The following is a 17,075-nucleotide window of genomic DNA, read 5'->3' on the forward strand; positions in this document are numbered from 1 at the left end:
ATGACAACGTTTCATTCATTAACAGTGGCAAAAGTGGAACCCGAAACCCGCGACGCGGTAACCATCACCTTTGCGGTGCCGCAGGCGCTGCAGGAGGCCTACCGCTTCCGCCCAGGCCAGCACCTGACGTTAAAAACGAAGCTTGGCGGTGACGAGCTGCGCCGCTGCTACTCCATCTGCCGGAGTACCGCCCCGGGCGAAATCAGCGTGGCGGTCAAGGCGATTGAAGGCGGGCGCTTTTCCCGCTATGCCCGGGATGAGATCAAAGCGGGCATGGCGCTGGAGGTAATGGTTCCTCAGGGGCAGTTTGGCTACCAGCCGCGGGCCGAACGCGAAGGCCACTATCTGGCAATTGCGGCAGGCTCCGGGATCACTCCGATGCTGGCGATTATCTCCGCGACGCTTGAGACCGAACCGAACAGCCATTTCACCCTGATCTACGGCAACCGCAGCAGCCAGAGCATGATGTTCCGCCAGGCGCTGGCGGACCTGAAGGACAAATACCCGCAGCGCCTGCAGCTGGTCTCCATCTTCAGCCAAGAGCGGCTGGACAGCGACCTGCTGTATGGCCGCATCGACGGGGAAAAGCTGCAGGCGCTGGCGAAAACCCTGATCAACTTCCGCCAGTACGACGAGGCGTTTATCTGCGGCCCGTCCGCAATGATGGACGACGCGGAAGCCACGCTGAAGGCGCTGGGGATGCCGGACAAATCCATTCACCTTGAGCGCTTTAACACCTCCGGTATCACCGTTAAGCGCGCGGCGCACGTGCAGGCGGATGGACAAAAAGTGACCGTTCGCCAGGACGGGCGCGACCGTGAAATCACCCTGACGGCGGACGACGAAAGCATTCTCGATGCCGCCCTGCGTCAGGGGGCGGATCTGCCTTATGCCTGTAAGGGCGGCGTCTGCGCCACCTGTAAATGCAAAGTGCTGCGCGGGAAGGTGGACATGGCAACCAACTACAGTCTGGAGCCGGACGAGCTGGCGGCCGGGTATGTGCTCAGCTGCCAGTCGCTGCCGTTAACCGCCGACGTGATCGTCGACTTCGACGCGAAGGGGATGGCATGAGCGAACTGATTGTTACCCGTAATGGCCGCGTGCTGCAGCTGACGCTAAACCGTCCGGCGGCGCGCAACGCTCTGAATAATGCGCTGTTGACCCAGCTTGCGGAACAGCTTGAGGCCGCCGCCGTGGATGCCGAGATTTCCGTCTGCGTGATTTACGGCAGCGAGCGCTGCTTTGCCGCCGGAGCCGATCTCAACGAAATGGCGGAGAAAGACCTGCCCGCCACGCTGAACGATATCCGCCCGCAGCTGTGGGCGCGTATCAACGCTTTTCCTAAACCGCTGATCGCCGCCGTGAACGGCTTCGCGCTGGGCGCAGGCTGCGAGCTGGCGCTGCTGTGCGACGTGGTGATTGCCGGTGACAACGCCCGTTTCGGCCTGCCGGAAATCACGCTCGGCATTATGCCCGGCGCGGGCGGCACCCAGCGTCTTATCCGCTGCGTCGGTAAATCGCTGGCCAGCAAAATGGTGCTGACCGGCGAGAGCATTACCGCAGAGCAGGCGCTGAGCGCCGGGCTGGTGAGCGATGTTTTCCCGGCGGCGCTGACGCTGGAGTATGCCCTGAAGCAGGCGGCCCTGATGGGGCGCCACTCGCCGCTGGCTTTACAGGCAGCCAAACAGGCGCTGCGCCAGTCTCAGGAGGTGCCGCTTCAGGCCGGTCTGGCCCAGGAGCGCCAGCTGTTTACGCTGCTTTCTGCCACCGAAGACCGCCGGGAAGGCATCAACGCCTTCCTACAAAAACGCACTCCCGACTTTAAAGGACGCTAATTGTGGAATTTATTCTCAGTCATGTAGAACAGGGCGTGATGACCATTACGCTGAACCGTCCGGAGCGTCTGAACAGCTTTAACGACGTGATGCACCAGCAGCTGGCCGAGTGCCTGAAACAGGCCGAGCGTGATGACACCGTTCGATGCCTGCTGATCACCGGGGCAGGACGCGGCTTTTGCGCCGGTCAGGACCTCAACGACCGCAACGTCGACCCTAACGGCCCGGCGCCGGATCTGGGCATGTCGGTTGAAACCTTCTACAACCCGCTGGTGCGCCGCCTGGCAAAGCTGCCGAAGCCCGTCATCTGTGCCGTTAACGGCGTGGCGGCGGGTGCGGGCGCCACGCTGGCGCTCGGGTGCGACATGGTGATCGCGGCGCGTTCCGCCAGCTTCGTCATGGCCTTCAGCAAGCTCGGCCTGGTGCCGGACTGCGGCGGCACCTGGCTGCTGCCGCGCGTGGCCGGACGCGCCCGCGCCATGGGGCTGGCGCTGCTCGGCGACAAGCTCAGCGCCGAACAGGCGCAGGCGTGGGGCATGATCTGGCAGGTGGTGGATGACGAGCAGCTCTCCACCACGGCACAGCAGATGGCCCTGCATTTTGCGTCGCAGCCGACCTTCGGCCTGGGGCTGATCAAGCAGGCGATCAATGCTTCGGAAACCAATACTCTGGACGCTCAGCTCGATCTCGAGCGCGACTATCAGCGCCTGGCCGGGCGCAGCGACGACTACCGCGAGGGCGTCAGCGCCTTCCTCGCGAAGCGCGCGCCGAACTTTACGGGGAAATAAGATGCTGAACATACGTACGGTCGCCGTGATTGGCAGCGGCACGATGGGTGCCGGGATTGCCGAAGTGGCGGCCAGCCACGGGCATCAGGTGCTGCTCTATGACATTTCCAGCGATGCGATATCACGCGCCATCGACGGGATCCGCCAGCGTCTGGCCTCCCGTGTGACGCGCGGAAAACTCTCCGCCGATGCCGGGAGCCAGACCCTTGCCCGGCTTGTTCCCGTCACGGAGATCGACGCGCTCTCCGCGGCCGATCTGGTGATTGAAGCGGCCTCCGAGCGGCTGGAGGTGAAAAAGACGCTGTTTGCCCAGCTGGCTGAGATCTGCCCGCCGCAGACGGTGCTGACCAGCAATACCTCCTCCATCTCCGTCACGGCGATTGCGGCGGACGTCCACCACCCGGAGCGCGTCGCAGGGCTGCATTTCTTTAACCCGGCGCCGGTAATGAAGCTGGTGGAGGTGGTCAGCGGGCTGGCGACCTCCCCGGAAGTGGCCAACGCGCTGTGCGAGCTGGCGCTGAACTGGGGCAAACAGCCCGTTCGCTGCCAGTCAACGCCGGGGTTCATCGTCAACCGCGTCGCCCGTCCGTTTTATTCTGAAGCCTGGCGCGCGCTGGAAGAGCAGGTCGCGCCGCCGGAGGTGATTGATGCCGCCCTGCGCGAAGGCGGCGGCTTCCCGATGGGGCCGCTGGAGCTGACCGACATGATTGGTCAGGACGTAAATTTTGCGGTGACCTGCTCGGTATTTAACGCCTTCTGGCAGGAGCGTCGTTTTCTGCCTTCGCTGGTGCAGCAGGAGCTGGTGCTGGCTGGAAGGCTGGGCAAGAAAAGCGGGAAGGGCGTGTACGACTGGCAGGGCGACAAACCTGACGTGCAGTGGGTTGAGTCGGTGAACGACAGCTATAGCCCGATGCGCGTGGAAAAGCGACGTGACGGTGTCACGGAAATTGATGATGTGTACCTGATTGAAACGCAGGGAGAGACCGCGCAGGCGCTGGCGCTGCGGCTCAACGGCCCGGTGGTGGTGGTCGACCGCATCGAGCGTGACGTGGCGGTCATTGCCGCTGCCGCCAGCAACCCGCATACCGCGACGCAAAAAGCCATCCGCTACCTGCAGCAGCAGGGGCATCGGGTGGTGCGAATTGCCGATTATCCCGGCCTGCTGATCTGGCGAACGCTGGCGATGATTGCCAACGAGGCGCTGGATGCCCTGCAAAAAGGGGTCGCCAGCGAGAAGGACATCGACACGGCCATGCGCCTGGGCGTGAACTACCCGAGCGGGCCGATCGCCTGGGGCGAGCGCCTGGGCTGGCAGCGCCTGCTGACGCTGCTGGAGAACCTGCAGCGCCATTACGGCGAAGAGCGCTATCGCCCCTGTTCACTGCTGCGCCAGCGCGCGCTTCTGGAGAGTAGCTATGAGTCATAACGCCTGGCATAACGCCCGCACCATGTTCGAACGGGACGCCTGCGCTCAGGCGATGGGGATGGACATTGTCGAGATGGACGAGGGCTACGCGGTGGTCACCATGACCATCACCCCGCAGATGCTGAACGGCCACAAAACCTGCCACGGCGGCCAGCTGTTTTCGCTGGCTGACACCGCTTTTGCCTACGCCTGCAACAGCCAGGGGCTGGCGGCGGTGGCTTCCGGCTGCTCAATTGATTTTCTGCGTCCGGGCTTCGCCGGGGACACGCTCACCGCCACCGCGCGGGTGAAGCATCAGGGCAAGCTGACCGGCGTGTACGACATTGAAATCCAGAACCAACAACAGAAAACAGTCGCCCTTTTTCGCGGAAAATCTCACCGCATCGGCGGCAGCGTGACAGGAGAAGCCTGATGCGTGACGCATTTATTTGTGATGGCGTTCGAACCCCGGTGGGTCGCTACGGCGGCGCGCTTTCCGCAGTCCGAACCGACGATCTGGGTGCCGCTCCGCTGCGCGCGCTGCTGGCCCGCTACCCGCAGCTCGACCTGGAGCGGATCGACGACGTGATTTTCGGCTGCGCCAACCAGGCGGGGGAAGATAACCGCAACGTAGCGCGCATGTCGTCGCTGCTGGCCGGGCTGCCGGAGACGGTGTCCGGGACCACCATTAACCGCCTGTGCGGTTCCGGGCTGGACGCGATTGGTTTTGCCGCCCGCACCATTAAGGCGGGCGACGGCGACCTGCTGATCGCGGGCGGCGTGGAGTCGATGTCCCGCGCGCCGTTCGTGATGGGCAAAGCCACCGCCGCGTTTCAGCGTCAGGCGGAGATCTTTGATACCACCATCGGCTGGCGATTTGTGAATCCGCTCATGCATCAGCAATTCGGAACTGACAGTATGCCGGAAACGGCAGAGAATGTAGCTGAATTGTTAAATATCAGCCGTGCCGATCAGGACGCGTTCGCCCTGCGCAGCCAGCAGCGTACCGCGCTGGCACAGCAGAACGGCATTCTGGCGCAGGAGATCGTGCCAGTGCAGGTGCCGGGTAAAAAAGGGGCGGTCACAGAGTTCAGCGTGGATGAACATCCGCGCGCGGACACCACGCTTGAACAGCTTGCCGGGCTGAAAACGCCATTCCGTAAGAACGGGGTGGTCACGGCGGGGAATGCCTCCGGGGTCAACGACGGCGCTGCGGCGCTGATCGTCGCCAGCGAGAAGATGGCGCTGGCGCAGGGGTTAGTCCCGCGCACGCGGATCGTGGCGATGGCGACGGCAGGCGTGGAGCCACGTCTGATGGGGCTCGGCCCGGTGCCGGCCACCCGCAGGGTGCTGGAGCGCGCCGGACTCAGCATTCACGATATGGACGTCATCGAGCTTAACGAAGCTTTCGCCGCGCAGGCGCTGGGCGTGCTGCGTCAGCTGGGCCTGCCAGATGATGCCGCGCACGTTAACCCGAACGGTGGCGCGATTGCGCTGGGCCACCCGCTGGGCATGAGCGGCGCCAGGCTGGCGCTGGCCGCGAGTAATGAACTGCACCGACGCGGCGGGCGCTACGCGCTGTGTACGATGTGCATCGGTGTGGGTCAGGGCATTGCCATGATCCTTGAGCGTGTTTGAGCATAAAAACAATGTGAGTACCCTACAATGACAAATACAACAAAGCTTGATCCGATTGAAACGGCCTCCCTTGACGAGTTACAGGCGCTGCAGACCGAGCGTCTGAAATGGACGCTGCATCACGCCTACAGCAACGTGCCGATGTACAAACGCAAGTTTGACGCCGCGGGCGTTCACCCTGACGATTTCAAAGAGCTGGCGGATATCCGTAAATTCCCGTGCACCACCAAGCAGGACCTGCGGGATAACTATCCGTTCGATACCTTTGCCGTGCCGATGGAGCAGGTGGTGCGCATTCACGCGTCTTCCGGCACCACCGGCAAACCGACTGTTGTCGGCTACACGCAGGGCGACATTGATAACTGGGCCAGTCTGGTGGCCCGCTCCCTGCGCGCGGCGGGCGGCAGCGCGAAGGACAAAATTCACGTGGCGTATGGCTACGGCCTGTTTACCGGCGGGCTGGGGGCGCACTACGGGGCCGAGCGTTTAGGCGCGACGGTGATCCCGATGTCCGGCGGCCAGACGGAGAAACAGGCGCAGCTGATCCGCGATTTCCAGCCGGACATGATCATGGTGACGCCATCCTACTGCCTCAACCTGATTGAAGAGCTGGAGCGCCAGATGGGCGGCGATGCCAGCACCTGTTCCCTGCGCGTGGGCGTCTTCGGCGCCGAGCCGTGGACGCAGGCCATGCGGCGGGAAATTGAAAAACGCTTAGGCATTACGGCGCTGGACATCTATGGCCTCTCCGAAGTGATGGGGCCGGGCGTGGCGATGGAGTGTATCGAAACCGTCGACGGCCCGACCATCTGGGAAGATCATTTCTACCCTGAGATCGTCAACCCGAACGACGGCACGCCGCTGGATGACGGCCAGCAGGGCGAGCTGTTGTTCACCACGCTGACCAAAGAGGCGCTGCCGGTGATCCGCTACCGCACCCGCGACCTGACGCGTCTGCTCCCGGCCACCGCGCGCAGCATGCGCCGTATGGACCGGATCAGCGGCCGCAGCGACGATATGCTGATCATCCGCGGCGTCAACGTCTTCCCGTCGCAGCTGGAAGAGGAGATCGTGAAGTTCGAACATCTTTCGCCGCACTACCAGCTGGAGGTGAACCGTCGCGGACATCTTGATTCACTTTCCGTGAAGGTGGAGCTAAAAGAGAGCAGCCTCACGCTGACCCACGAGCAGCGTTGTCAGGTGTGCCACCAGCTGCGCCACCGCATTAAGTCGATGGTGGGGATTTCCACCGACGTGACGATCGTGAACTGCGGCAGCATCCCGCGCTCGGAGGGAAAAGCCTGCCGGGTGTTTGATTTGCGTAAAGCGGCGGCCAACGGTTAAGTTTCCTCTCACCCCGGCCCTCTTCCAAAGCGAGGGGGTTAGGGTGAAGGGCTATCCCAGAATCCTATGCTATGATTCATCCAGGACAAAAATAACAACAGAATGAATCACATGAATAAACTCGACGCCTTTATCCAGCACGCGGTCAGCTCCGTTCCCGTCAGCGGGACCTCGCTTATCTCCTCGTTATACGGTGACGCGCTTTCCCATCGCGGCGGTGAGATTTGGCTCGGCAGCCTGGCTGCCTTACTGGAAGGCATGGGGTTTGGCGAACGGTTCGTGCGTACCGCGCTGTTTCGCCTCAACAAAGAGGGCTGGCTGGACGTCTCGCGCATCGGACGACGTAGCTTTTACCGCCTGAGCGATAAGGGGCTGCGCCTGACGCGTCGCGCGGAGAATAAGATCTACCGCGCGGAACTGCCCGCCTGGGACGGAAAATGGCTATTGCTGCTCTCCGAGGGGCTGGATAAAACCACCCTGGCCGACGTTAAAAAGCAGCTGATCTGGCAGGGGTTTGGCACGCTGGCGCCGAGCCTGATGGCCTCGCCGTCGCAGCATCTTGCGGACGTGCAGTCCCTGCTTCACGATGCCGGCGTGGCGGAAAACGTGATTTTCTTTGAAGCCCACTCGCCGCTGGCGCTCTCCCGCGCCGCGCTGCGTTCACGCGTGGAAGAGTGCTGGCAGTTAACCGAGCAAAACGCGATGTACGAATCGTTTATCAGCTCGTTCCGGCCGCTGCTGCCGCTGCTGAAAGAGGCCGCGCCCGAGGAGCTGACGCCGGAACGCTGCTTCCAGATCCAGCTGCTGCTGATTCATTTTTATCGTCGCGTGGTGCTGAAAGACCCGCTGCTGCCGGAAGAGTTGCTGCCCGCGCACTGGGCGGGACAAAGCGCCCGACAGCTCTGCATTAATATCTATCAGCGTGTCGCGCCGGGAGCGCTGGTGTTTGTCAGCGAGAAGGGCGAAACCTCCGTCGGCGAACTGCCCGTGCCCGGCACGCTCTACTATCAGCGCTTTGGTGGTCTTACAAGCGCCTAAGGAGGGAAGATGCCTGTTTATCAAATTGACGGCCTGACGCCGGTGGTACCTGACGAGAGCTACGTTCACCCAACGGCGGTGCTGATTGGCGACGTGATTCTGGGCAAAGGCGTGTATGTCGGTCCTAACGCCAGCCTGCGCGGTGATTTTGGCCGTATCGTGGTGAAAGACGGGGCGAACATTCAGGATAATTGCGTGATGCACGGCTTCCCGGAGCAGGACACGGTGGTGGAAGAGGACGGACATATTGGCCACAGCGCCATTCTTCACGGCTGCGTGATCCGCCGCAATGCGCTGGTGGGCATGAACGCGGTGGTGATGGACGGGGCGGTCATTGGTGAAAACAGCATCGTCGGCGCGGCTGCGTTCGTGAAGGCGAAAGCGGAGATGCCCGCCAACCATTTGATTATCGGCAGCCCGGCCAAAGCGATTCGCGAGCTGAGCGAGCAGGAGCTCGCCTGGAAGCAGCAGGGCACGCGGGAATACCAGGTGCTGGTGGAGCGCTGCAAGCTGACGATGCATCAGGTTGAACCGCTGCGCGAGGTTGAGCCTGAACGGAAGCGGCTGAAGTTTGATGAGAATTTAAGGCCGAAGTCGGCGGTGTAGGACGGGAAGTCTGCGCCAGGGCACTAACGGGAAGATGTGACCCCGCCTCATCATGCTATAAATCCTCCGACACAGACTCATCACGATAAAGGACGCAGAGTTATGCTGAGAGGAAAACGCGCTGTTATCACGGGCGGCGGCGGGGGATTTGGTCAGGCGCTTTGCGTCTGGCTGGCGCGAGAGGGCGTTGACGTTGATTTTAGCGCCCGTCGCGAGGAGGATATAGAAAAAACTTGCGCCCTCATCGCGGCTGAAGGGGGGGTGGCAAGAGGGTATCTCTGTGATTTAGCCCAGCCGGAATCCGTTTCTCAGTTCTCTTCGCAAGTCTTACATTCAGACAGGCCAATCGATATTTTAATACTGAATGCTGCTCAGTGGCTGTCAGGAACAATAGACGAACAATCGAGCTCTGAAATCGTCAATACCGTTAGTTCAGGCCTGACAGGTTCAATCCTGCTCACCCAGACGCTGCTTTCAGGATTGCGACGCTCAGACGGCGCAGACATCATTGCGATTATATCCGCATGCGGTATTCCGAACTTTACAGATTCCATTGCCCATCCCGCTTTTTTTGCCAGTAAACACGGGCTCAGCGGCTTTACAACAAAACTGTCAGCACACTTATCCAAAGAAAATATTCGGGTAACCGGGTTATATCCGCCTGATTTTGAACTGACCGGTTTAGATGCGCATGTCGATCGTCAAATAAGAATGGGGGAGAGTCTGGTGAATGGACGGTCCATCTGGGAAACGATGCGTTTTGTGCTGACTCAGCCTCGAAGTTGCCATATTAGTACCATCTACTTTCAGGGGCCGACTCGTGAAGATCTGGCGCATCAGGCCTGAATCTGACGGCGGGCGCTCACCGTAATTGCTGATAAACGCGTTCAGGCATCCCATTATTCGCAAAACGGTTGCCAGAGATAATAAGGCTGTCTTTTTTCGCCATGTCCATCAACAGCGCGATGCCAATGTAATTACTCCAGTTAAAGGTATTTTGCAGCACCACCACCGCATTGCCTTTTTCTTTGTCATAACCGATAAAGCTGGAGTAGCCGCCGATATAGCCGACCTGATAGGTGATTTTTTCCAGACCGATAAAGTCGGTGGTCCAGGCAATACCCTGTACCCCGTCGGGACGTTGAATATCGGTATTTCTGACTTCGGCAAAGACGCTGTCCAGCAAGGGATTGTGGGTCGTCGATACGTGATAGCGCGCATAGGCCGCCAGATCTTCGGCGTTGCTGTATAAGCTCGCTGCCGCCACCATGTTGTTGGAAAAATGCCAGTCCGGCGTGAGCTGTCCGCGCGGGATGAATTTCGGCTGATCGCCCGCGTGGCCGAGGGCGCGCTGCGGGTATCCTTTTAGCTGCTGTGGCGTAAAGCTGCTGTTAGCCATTTGCAGCGGATGGAAAATATAGCGCGAGGCTAAACTCTGGATATCTTCGCCTGTTTTGTGTTTCAGGATATAGCCGATCAGCGCGTAGCCGGTATTGGAGTATTGCGGCACTTTACTCTTTGGCGCTTGCCAGTCGGCGAGGTAACGCAACACGTTATCGCTATCCAGCTCGCCGTAGAAATTATCGCCCGTGCTTAAATAGCTGATGAATTTTCCAAGCATCGGAACATCCATATTCTGACGCGGCAGGCCGGAGGTGTGGGTTACCAGTTCAAGCAGGGTGATTTTTTGTGCATCCGCGCTAAGCGGGGTACCTGGCGGTAATAATGTTGCCAGGCTATCGTTCCAGTTCAGTTGCCCTTCATTGACCAGACAAGCCACCACTTCCGCCGTGATCCCTTTGCTGAGCGAGCCGAGTGCAAAGAGGGTGTCGGGCCTGACCGGATAACGATTGACCGCATCGGTTACGCCCCAGGTGTAAAACTGCGGTGAGCCGTGATTATGAATGACCGCGACCGTCATTCCCGGAACGGATTTTTGCGCCATGTAGTGACGCACCACGCTGTCAACGTCGCCATCCAGCGAATCATGGGTGAGAAGTTCCTGAGTACCTTCCGGGGAGGACATTTGTGAAAGCGTGCCACAACCGCTGAGGAGTGGGAGAGTAAGCAGAAGCCAGCGAAATTTTTTTGTTATGTTCTGCATACCTGATAGCGAGTGTGGTGGTCATGGCGCGCCAGGAATGTATCACAAATAGCCTGCTTGAATGTAAACTTTCTACACGGTGACGGCCCTGCGGGTGGTCACCGTGACTTTTCGGCCAGCTTTGAGGGATTTTAGTATGACTCGCTTTTATCAACTTACCGCCACCCGTCTGGATGGACAGCTTACCTCTATGGCCGACTATGCCGGAAAGGTGGTTTTGGTCGTGAATACCGCCAGCCAGTGTGGCTTCACGCCGCAATATGCTGGTCTTGAAGCGCTGTACAAGAAGTACGCCGATCGGGGGTTAGTGGTGCTGGGCTTCCCCTGCAACCAGTTCGGTAAACAGGAACCCGGCGGCGCCGACGAAATCTCGAAAACCTGTTACATCAACTACGGCGTGAGTTTCCCGATGTTCGAGAAGGTTGAGGTTAACGGTAGCGCAGCGCATCCGCTGTTTCGTTATCTTAAAAACGAATTACCCGGCGTGCTGGGTGAGCGAATTAAGTGGAACTTTACTAAGTTTCTTATCGGACGCGACGGTAAACCACTGAAGCGCTTTGCTCCGATGACTACCCCAGAGAAAATGGAGGGGGCGATTGTTGAGGCTTTGCGGAGTTAGGTGCTGTGGTGACTGGAGCATTCCACAAATCCAGTGCTAACGAAAATGAATTATATGGAAGCTGGCAACGGACGCCCCTCGATTGTGGAAGATCTTACTGCCTTTCCTTATGACTGCTTTGTGCCAAAAGCGGACGATATGAGAGTATAAGTATTAGTAGTTCCAATAACTTATATTAGAAGTTGAATATGAACATTCTGACAAAATTAAATGTGGCACTTACTCGTTCATCATTGGAAGCTTTTTAAGAAACTCTTTAAGATTCCAGGCATCCCACGGCAGATGTTCGGTAATACCTATAATCACAATTTCTGTTTCAGCAGAGACATCACGGATGATTCTGAGCATCTGTGCAAGATTCAGTTTTCCTACCGGATACACTGCCTGCCAGTCAAACTCAGGTTCAGGCTCTGCGAACAGCAGTGAACGAAAAACCTCCGGGTTAAGGACGTCCAGGTCCAGATGCACTGCCAGTTTGCGGATGTTCTGTTCTTTTATCCAGCGAGTGATCCTGTCACTGTTCTCATAAAGTTCTTCAGGCCGGGCGATCTGCAAACCAAGATCGCTGATAACGGACGATTCCTGCTCGGTCAGCCCTTCTTCAATCAGACCGGCATACATGACGCGCGAGGGTGCTACCGGAGTTTTCACTTTTGAAGCAAACCCCGTATCGCCGCCGCCTAAAAGATTGCCCAGTACCATGGTATGACCATTGGTAAAATCGCGCGGGGTCTTCACATCGGGGTGTGAATCGATCCACAGTACGCCCATTTCACCATTGTGCCTGGCGTTCATCCAGGCAAACGGAGCCTGGTCTACAAGGCAGTCACCGCCGAACACCACGATATGATCCGGTTCTTCTTTTTCCAGCACTGCCCAGGCTTCATCATGCTGGCTGAGTAACTGCCGGCGATAAAGCAGACCCTCTTCAGGCTCAGGCGTGTCCGGGTTAAATTCCGGCACGCTGATAGTATGCAGAGGAGAGCGTGACTCCGGAGAGAGCCAGTGCAGCAACCGGGCACCAAACCCGTAGAGCTCCTGGTTGCCACCCTGCCACTGTGGAAATAAGATCCTGATGGTTTTTTTCGACTTGTCAGTCATGTTAACTCCCTGGTTTCAGCACAGCTGGTGATAACAATTAAAAACGCTCTTTTTCCTTAATGTCCGCAACCGGCGAAAGAATATCGCCAGGAAGTTCGTGGAGTGGCAGACCGCTGCCGACTTTTCGTGGCCAGTCAGGATTGGCAAGCGCAGCCTTGCCAATGGAAACAAAGTCTGCCCCCATACCCAGAAGCTTTTCTGCCGTTTCACCGTCATCCAGCCCACCGTTAGCAATTATGATGGTCTCCGGAGCGGCTTCACGGGCAAGCTCAACAAGGCTCTTGTCGCTGTTTTCGAATGCAGGTAGCCAGGATTTGTATTCGGTCACATGGATATAGTCCACGCCAGCATCGGCGAGCAGACCGAAGATTTTCCTGGCACCGGCCTCACCTTCTTTCCATTTATGATGAAAATCGTTTACTTTTCCCTGCGAAATCCTGACGCCCAGAGTCTTTTCTGCGCCAATTTTGCCGCGTACGGCACGGATAACTTCCAGCGTAATGGCCAGCCGGTTTTCTAGGGAACCACCCCATCCATCGGTACGCTGGTTGGTATAATCTGTCAGGAACTGGTCAAGCAGGTACCCGTTCGCCGCATGGATCTCAACCCCGTCAAATTTTGCATCACTGACGGCGCGCTCCGCGCTGTCGGCAAAACTGGAGATGATATCGCGGATCTGCTCTTCATTGAGTGCCCGGGGAGTGCTGTATTCTCCGGAACCATAGTAGAACTCAAGCTGCTGCCCTTTAGGTTTTACGGGGGAAGGACCGGCAGAGTCCGGACGGTAAATATTTTTCTGAGACAATGTGCCGGCATGAATGAGCTGGGCTATGACCCGTGCACCGCGCTGATGCGCTTTTTCGACAATATTTTCCCAGCCGCAGATCTGTTCTTCATTCACGATGCCTGGCTGAAACGCATAGGTCTGTGACCACGCCTGATCAATGTAGATCCCCTCGGTGATGATGGCGCCGAAACCTCCCCGGGCAAAGCGGGAGTAATAATCCTGCATCTTTTCCCCCGGTACGCCGGTTTCAGACGCGGAGATACGCGTCATAGGGGCAACCATGATGCGATTGCGGTACAGAGTGCGGTTAATAAATGTGGCTTCGAATAATGATGCGTGGCGCATGGTGACTCCTCGGTAACAATTATAATAAAAATAATTATAATGCCGTTATCAGGAACGTTATACTGGTAAGAAATGCATCGCTGTATAACGGAAATGGATATAATGAATCTCCGGGACGTCGAACTGTTCACCGTTCTTGCGGAAACCTGCAATCTTTCTCAGGCCGCACGCAGACTTGGCATGAGCGCGATGAGCGTGTCGCGACATCTCGCCCAGCTGGAAAAGGATTTAGGTGCGCGTCTGTTTCAGCGCACGACACGCGCGGTGTCGCTGACCAGCGAGGGCGAAGAATTTCTTCCCTATGCCAGAACCATGATGGAAGCAGAGCAGGGCGCGCGGATTATATTCAGCGAGGACGCTGGCGGGGCAACAGGCCTCTTGAGGATCACGGCACCCTCCGGCATCGGCCGCCGTTACATACTTCCCCTGCTGCCTGAACTCATGGAACGGAATCCGAAGATGAAAATCGACCTTAACCTCAGCGATGACGTGGTGGATATCGTTGGTCAGGGATACGATGTGGCCATCAGGGTTGCCCCGCTCAGGGATTCGAACCTGATTGCCCATAGACTCAGCAGCAACCCCCGGGTCCTCTGCGCCTCACCTGCTTATCTGTCCCAGCACGGGATTCCCACCACTTTTGCAGAACTGACCAATCATCAGTGTTTGAGAACGGCAATGGTGTCTCAGTGGACATTTGTGAAAGATGAGAACCTACTCAGTCATTTATTTGAGCCACGGTTCATTTGTAACAATGTAGAAGGTGTCCGAAGTATGTGTAAGGCCGGAGCGGGCCTGGCACAACTAACAAAAGCAGATATTCACTCTGAACTGGCAACCGGAGAACTCGTCGAAATAACACTTAGTGATGCGGAATGCCACATGCTGGCAATATGGGCGCTGTTTCCGACAAAGCGCTATCTGCCATGCCGCGTTACTGTCTTTCTAGATGCTTTAAAGTCTTCGCTGAATAGACTTATGCCATGAATGTTAAGTTTAAATTTTGCAGAGAGTGATAAGGCCACAATGTCCACATTTCGCTCAAAGCAGACATTATCCTCATCCAAGTCTGCATCGCGCCAGGATAAAACCCATTACCCCCGCAGCCACGGCGTAATCGTCAGCCCGGTAAGCAAACCTTCCGGGCTGAGCAGGCGAGTGACGGTTTGCCCCCACGGCTCTATACGGTTAGCCACCAGCAACCGATAGCCTTTTTCGCTCAGAACGCGGGTAGCCGAGTCCAGATCCTGTACTTCGTACTCAATCCATCCCTGCGGTATCGAGTGCTCCGTGGGCCACAGTTCTTCTCCAAAACAGGACGCAGCCGCCTGTGCGAGCGGCCAGACGGCAAAATGCTTCACGCCTTCCAGCTGGCCCTCTTCAGTGAGCAGATATTCGCTGTTCCCCTCCATCGGCCTCAGCGGAAGGCCGAGTGTCTGGACATAAAACGCGGCGCTGGACTCCGTATCCCGCGATATGGGCCCGAACCCGGCGACGAACAAGACATCAATACCCGGTAACGTCTGCAACATATCCACTCCTGAATGAGGTGAAATTCACCCTGAAATTATCTCACGATCGGCTGAAATACGACTCTCAATTTTGGTATCGCATTCACCGTGCCTGAACGTCCACGACGGGTTTAAAATTCAGCGCGATGACGATCAGCAGCACGACTCCCGCACTCATGATCAACCATGCGCTGGTCAGCGAGACCGAACTGTCGCGAACGATCCCCGCAATTAACGGCATAAGCGCGGCAATCATATATCCACCTCCCTGAACTTTAGACAGTAACTTCCCGGCCTGCGCGGGCGTTCGCGCATGATCGAACGTGACGATAAGCGACAGCGGGAAGAGGGCGCCGATCCCGGTGCCAAGCAGCAGCGTGGATAAGACGGGCGTTGTACCCGGCGAAAAGACCAGGCACAGGAGTCCCGCCAGCAGCAGCAACAATACGGCGATCAGCGGCACGCGGCGATCGGGGAATTTACCAATCAGCGCGGAGACGACAAACCCTGCAACAACCTCGGTTAACGTCAGCCAGGCCAGCATGTAGCCGCTGCTGCGTGCGGTCCATCCCGCCTGAATATAGAGCGGGGGCAGCCAGGCCAGTACCAGCGTATAGGCTCCCGTTCCCACGCCGAAAAAGAGCAACAGTTGTGACGTACGGGAGGACGAGAGCGTAACGGTTTCGCGTGCTGGTTTTTCCCCCTGAGGATGCTTAACCAGAGTTAACCACATTATCAACGCCAGCAGCGCTAACAGTCCTGCCATAGCCAGTGCGGGCTTGAGCGTGAGCCATGAAAACAGCGGCTCGGCGCTGGCGGCGGCGACAGCAGCTCCGGCCATAATGCCCGTGCTGAATAGCGACATAATCGTGCTGGCCGTTTGCGTATACTCCTTTTTTATCAGGGCGGGCATTAACGCCTGGATAGTGCCTATGCTGGCCCCGCCGAGTAACGCGGTGCCCATAAGATTCTCCGGTGAGGCGCTAAAACCGCGTAATAAGCAGGCTACCAGCAGGATGAACAGCCCGAACATAATTCCCCGTACGGCTCCGACTGTGGCCAAAAGCCAGGGACCACACAGGGCAGCCAGTCCCATCATCGCCACCGGCAGGGTGGTCAGCAGGCTAAATTGCGTAGCGGTCAGTCCCGCTTCGCGCTGCAGCACGGAGAAAAGTGGTCCGACCGAGGCTAGAATGGGGCGCAGGTTCAGCCCGACGATAAAAGCGATAACGGCGAAGAGTAAAGGCGATGTGCGTTTCAACAGGAGATCCTTTTCGGTTGTGAATGGCCCGGGCAAATCGCTGCGAGCATTTATCTTAACGTTAAGATAAAATGTGTTTTTGCGTAAGATGTACCGCACAACAGGATAAATACCCACCCCATTAGAGGTGAAAATGAAAGACCATGTAGATTTCGTCGTCGGCCAGTGGGGCCGCGCCATGCCGGAGCTGGACGCCTCGTCGATGAAAATTTTTGGCCGAATGCTCCGGCTGATGAAGCATCTTGGAAAAGAATGGGCGGAGGCGATGGCGCAGTTTGGCTTTCGCGAGGGCGAGTTTGACGTCCTCGCCACGCTGCGTCGCGCCGGGGAGCCGTACTGCCTTTCGCCCACGCAGCTGTATATATCGCTGTTGATCACCTCCGGGGCGATGACGAACCGGCTCAACCGTCTTGAACAACAAGGGCTTATCAGGCGGATTGCCGATCCCGATGACAAGCGCAGCTCGCTCGTCAGCCTGACGCCGCGCGGGCAGGCTCTTATCGAACAGGCGCTGGTCGTGCACACGGAAACGCAGAATGCGCTACTGAGCAGCTTGTCGGACGCGCAGCGCGCGCAGCTAGAGTCCCTGCTGAGGGAATTGCTGCTGACGTTCCCATCTGAGGAATTGGGCGACAAGTCACTGAGTGCCGATAATACAAAAACTGCATGATTACACCTTACAGAAAGGGAACG

At 57.9% G+C, this 17,075-nt stretch carries 18 protein-coding genes; 13 read left to right on the forward strand and 5 right to left on the reverse strand.

Annotated features, from left to right (window positions below):
• The 10 genes from paaE to PUP35_RS09955 all read left to right on the forward strand — a co-directional run bounded on the left by paaE (position 1) and on the right by PUP35_RS09955 (position 9,500).
• On the forward strand, positions 1 to 1,071 hold the full coding sequence (paaE, locus tag PUP35_RS09910) for a 1,2-phenylacetyl-CoA epoxidase subunit PaaE (protein WP_274243051.1): 1,071 nt from the start codon (positions 1 to 3) through the stop codon (positions 1,069 to 1,071).
• Positions 1,068 to 1,835 carry a 2,3-dehydroadipyl-CoA hydratase PaaF gene (gene paaF / locus PUP35_RS09915; protein WP_274243052.1) on the forward strand — a complete coding sequence of 256 codons (768 nt, stop codon included), beginning with the start codon at positions 1,068 to 1,070 and terminating at the stop codon, positions 1,833 to 1,835. The genes paaE and paaF overlap by 4 nt, the downstream gene beginning before the upstream one ends.
• Positions 1,835 to 2,623 carry a 2-(1,2-epoxy-1,2-dihydrophenyl)acetyl-CoA isomerase PaaG gene (paaG, locus tag PUP35_RS09920; protein WP_274243249.1) on the forward strand — a complete coding sequence of 263 codons (789 nt, stop codon included), beginning with the start codon at positions 1,835 to 1,837 and terminating at the stop codon, positions 2,621 to 2,623. Before paaF ends, paaG begins: the two co-directional genes overlap by 1 nt.
• A gap of 1 nt (position 2,624) precedes the next feature.
• Positions 2,625 to 4,049 (forward strand): 3-hydroxyacyl-CoA dehydrogenase PaaH, encoded by a 1,425-nt coding sequence (paaH, locus tag PUP35_RS09925; RefSeq protein ID WP_274243053.1) that lies wholly within the window; start codon positions 2,625 to 2,627, stop codon positions 4,047 to 4,049.
• Entirely contained in the window at positions 4,039 to 4,461 is a 423-nt protein-coding gene (paaI, locus tag PUP35_RS09930) for a hydroxyphenylacetyl-CoA thioesterase PaaI (protein ID WP_115874962.1), read from the forward strand. The genes paaH and paaI overlap by 11 nt, the downstream gene beginning before the upstream one ends.
• A complete protein-coding gene (gene pcaF, locus PUP35_RS09935) occupies positions 4,461 to 5,666 on the forward strand; it encodes a 3-oxoadipyl-CoA thiolase (RefSeq protein ID WP_274243054.1) in 1,206 nt (401 codons plus the stop codon). The genes paaI and pcaF overlap by 1 nt, the downstream gene beginning before the upstream one ends.
• Positions 5,667 to 5,693: 27 nt before the next feature.
• On the forward strand, positions 5,694 to 7,010 hold the full coding sequence (gene paaK / locus PUP35_RS09940) for a phenylacetate--CoA ligase PaaK (protein WP_274243055.1): 1,317 nt from the start codon (positions 5,694 to 5,696) through the stop codon (positions 7,008 to 7,010).
• Between the two features lie 102 nt (positions 7,011 to 7,112).
• On the forward strand, positions 7,113 to 8,048 hold the full coding sequence (paaX, locus tag PUP35_RS09945; RefSeq protein WP_271367806.1) for a phenylacetic acid degradation operon negative regulatory protein PaaX: 936 nt from the start codon (positions 7,113 to 7,115) through the stop codon (positions 8,046 to 8,048).
• A 9-nt stretch (positions 8,049 to 8,057) separates the two neighbouring features.
• Entirely contained in the window at positions 8,058 to 8,654 is a 597-nt protein-coding gene (paaY, locus tag PUP35_RS09950; RefSeq protein WP_274243056.1) for a phenylacetic acid degradation protein PaaY, read from the forward strand.
• A gap of 102 nt (positions 8,655 to 8,756) precedes the next feature.
• Complete coding sequence (locus PUP35_RS09955; RefSeq protein ID WP_274243057.1) at positions 8,757 to 9,500, forward strand: SDR family oxidoreductase; 744 nt, start codon at positions 8,757 to 8,759, stop codon at positions 9,498 to 9,500.
• A gap of 16 nt (positions 9,501 to 9,516) precedes the next feature.
• Here PUP35_RS09955 and PUP35_RS09960 read toward each other — a convergent pair whose 3' ends face one another.
• Positions 9,517 to 10,758, reverse strand: a complete 1,242-nt coding sequence (locus PUP35_RS09960; protein WP_271367808.1) for a serine hydrolase domain-containing protein — start codon at positions 10,756 to 10,758, stop codon at positions 9,517 to 9,519.
• A gap of 136 nt (positions 10,759 to 10,894) precedes the next feature.
• Between PUP35_RS09960 and PUP35_RS09965 the strand changes: the two genes are divergently transcribed.
• Positions 10,895 to 11,377 (forward strand): glutathione peroxidase, encoded by a 483-nt coding sequence (locus PUP35_RS09965; protein WP_274243058.1) that lies wholly within the window; start codon positions 10,895 to 10,897, stop codon positions 11,375 to 11,377.
• 219 nt (positions 11,378 to 11,596) lie between these two features.
• Here the strand turns inward: PUP35_RS09965 and PUP35_RS09970 are convergent, their stop codons facing one another.
• Together PUP35_RS09970 and PUP35_RS09975 are read right to left on the reverse strand one after the other, a co-directional pair.
• On the reverse strand, positions 11,597 to 12,478 hold the full coding sequence (locus PUP35_RS09970) for an arginase family protein (protein ID WP_271367809.1): 882 nt from the start codon (positions 12,476 to 12,478) through the stop codon (positions 11,597 to 11,599).
• A 37-nt stretch (positions 12,479 to 12,515) separates the two neighbouring features.
• Positions 12,516 to 13,610: an NADH:flavin oxidoreductase gene (locus PUP35_RS09975; RefSeq protein ID WP_271367810.1), complete on the reverse strand. Its 1,095-nt coding sequence runs from the start codon at positions 13,608 to 13,610 to the stop codon at positions 12,516 to 12,518.
• A gap of 93 nt (positions 13,611 to 13,703) precedes the next feature.
• Here PUP35_RS09975 and PUP35_RS09980 point away from each other — a divergent pair, with 93 nt between their 5' ends.
• The gene (locus tag PUP35_RS09980) at positions 13,704 to 14,597 is read left to right on the forward strand and encodes a LysR family transcriptional regulator (RefSeq protein WP_271367811.1); all 894 of its coding nucleotides are present in this window, start codon (positions 13,704 to 13,706) and stop codon (positions 14,595 to 14,597) included.
• A 107-nt stretch (positions 14,598 to 14,704) separates the two neighbouring features.
• Here the strand turns inward: PUP35_RS09980 and PUP35_RS09985 are convergent, their stop codons facing one another.
• Positions 14,705 to 15,142: a VOC family protein gene (locus PUP35_RS09985; RefSeq protein WP_274243059.1), complete on the reverse strand. Its 438-nt coding sequence runs from the start codon at positions 15,140 to 15,142 to the stop codon at positions 14,705 to 14,707.
• Positions 15,143 to 15,224: 82 nt separating this feature from the next.
• On the reverse strand, positions 15,225 to 16,382 hold the full coding sequence (locus PUP35_RS09990) for an MFS transporter (protein WP_271367813.1): 1,158 nt from the start codon (positions 16,380 to 16,382) through the stop codon (positions 15,225 to 15,227).
• Positions 16,383 to 16,515: 133 nt separating this feature from the next.
• Here PUP35_RS09990 and PUP35_RS09995 point away from each other — a divergent pair, with 133 nt between their 5' ends.
• Complete coding sequence (locus PUP35_RS09995) at positions 16,516 to 17,052, forward strand: MarR family winged helix-turn-helix transcriptional regulator (protein ID WP_274243060.1); 537 nt, start codon at positions 16,516 to 16,518, stop codon at positions 17,050 to 17,052.
• Positions 17,053 to 17,075: the final 23 nt, after the last annotated feature.

This window comes from Enterobacter sp. S-33, assembly GCF_028735835.1.
Classification (GTDB): Bacteria; Pseudomonadota; Gammaproteobacteria; order Enterobacterales; family Enterobacteriaceae; genus Enterobacter; species Enterobacter vonholyi.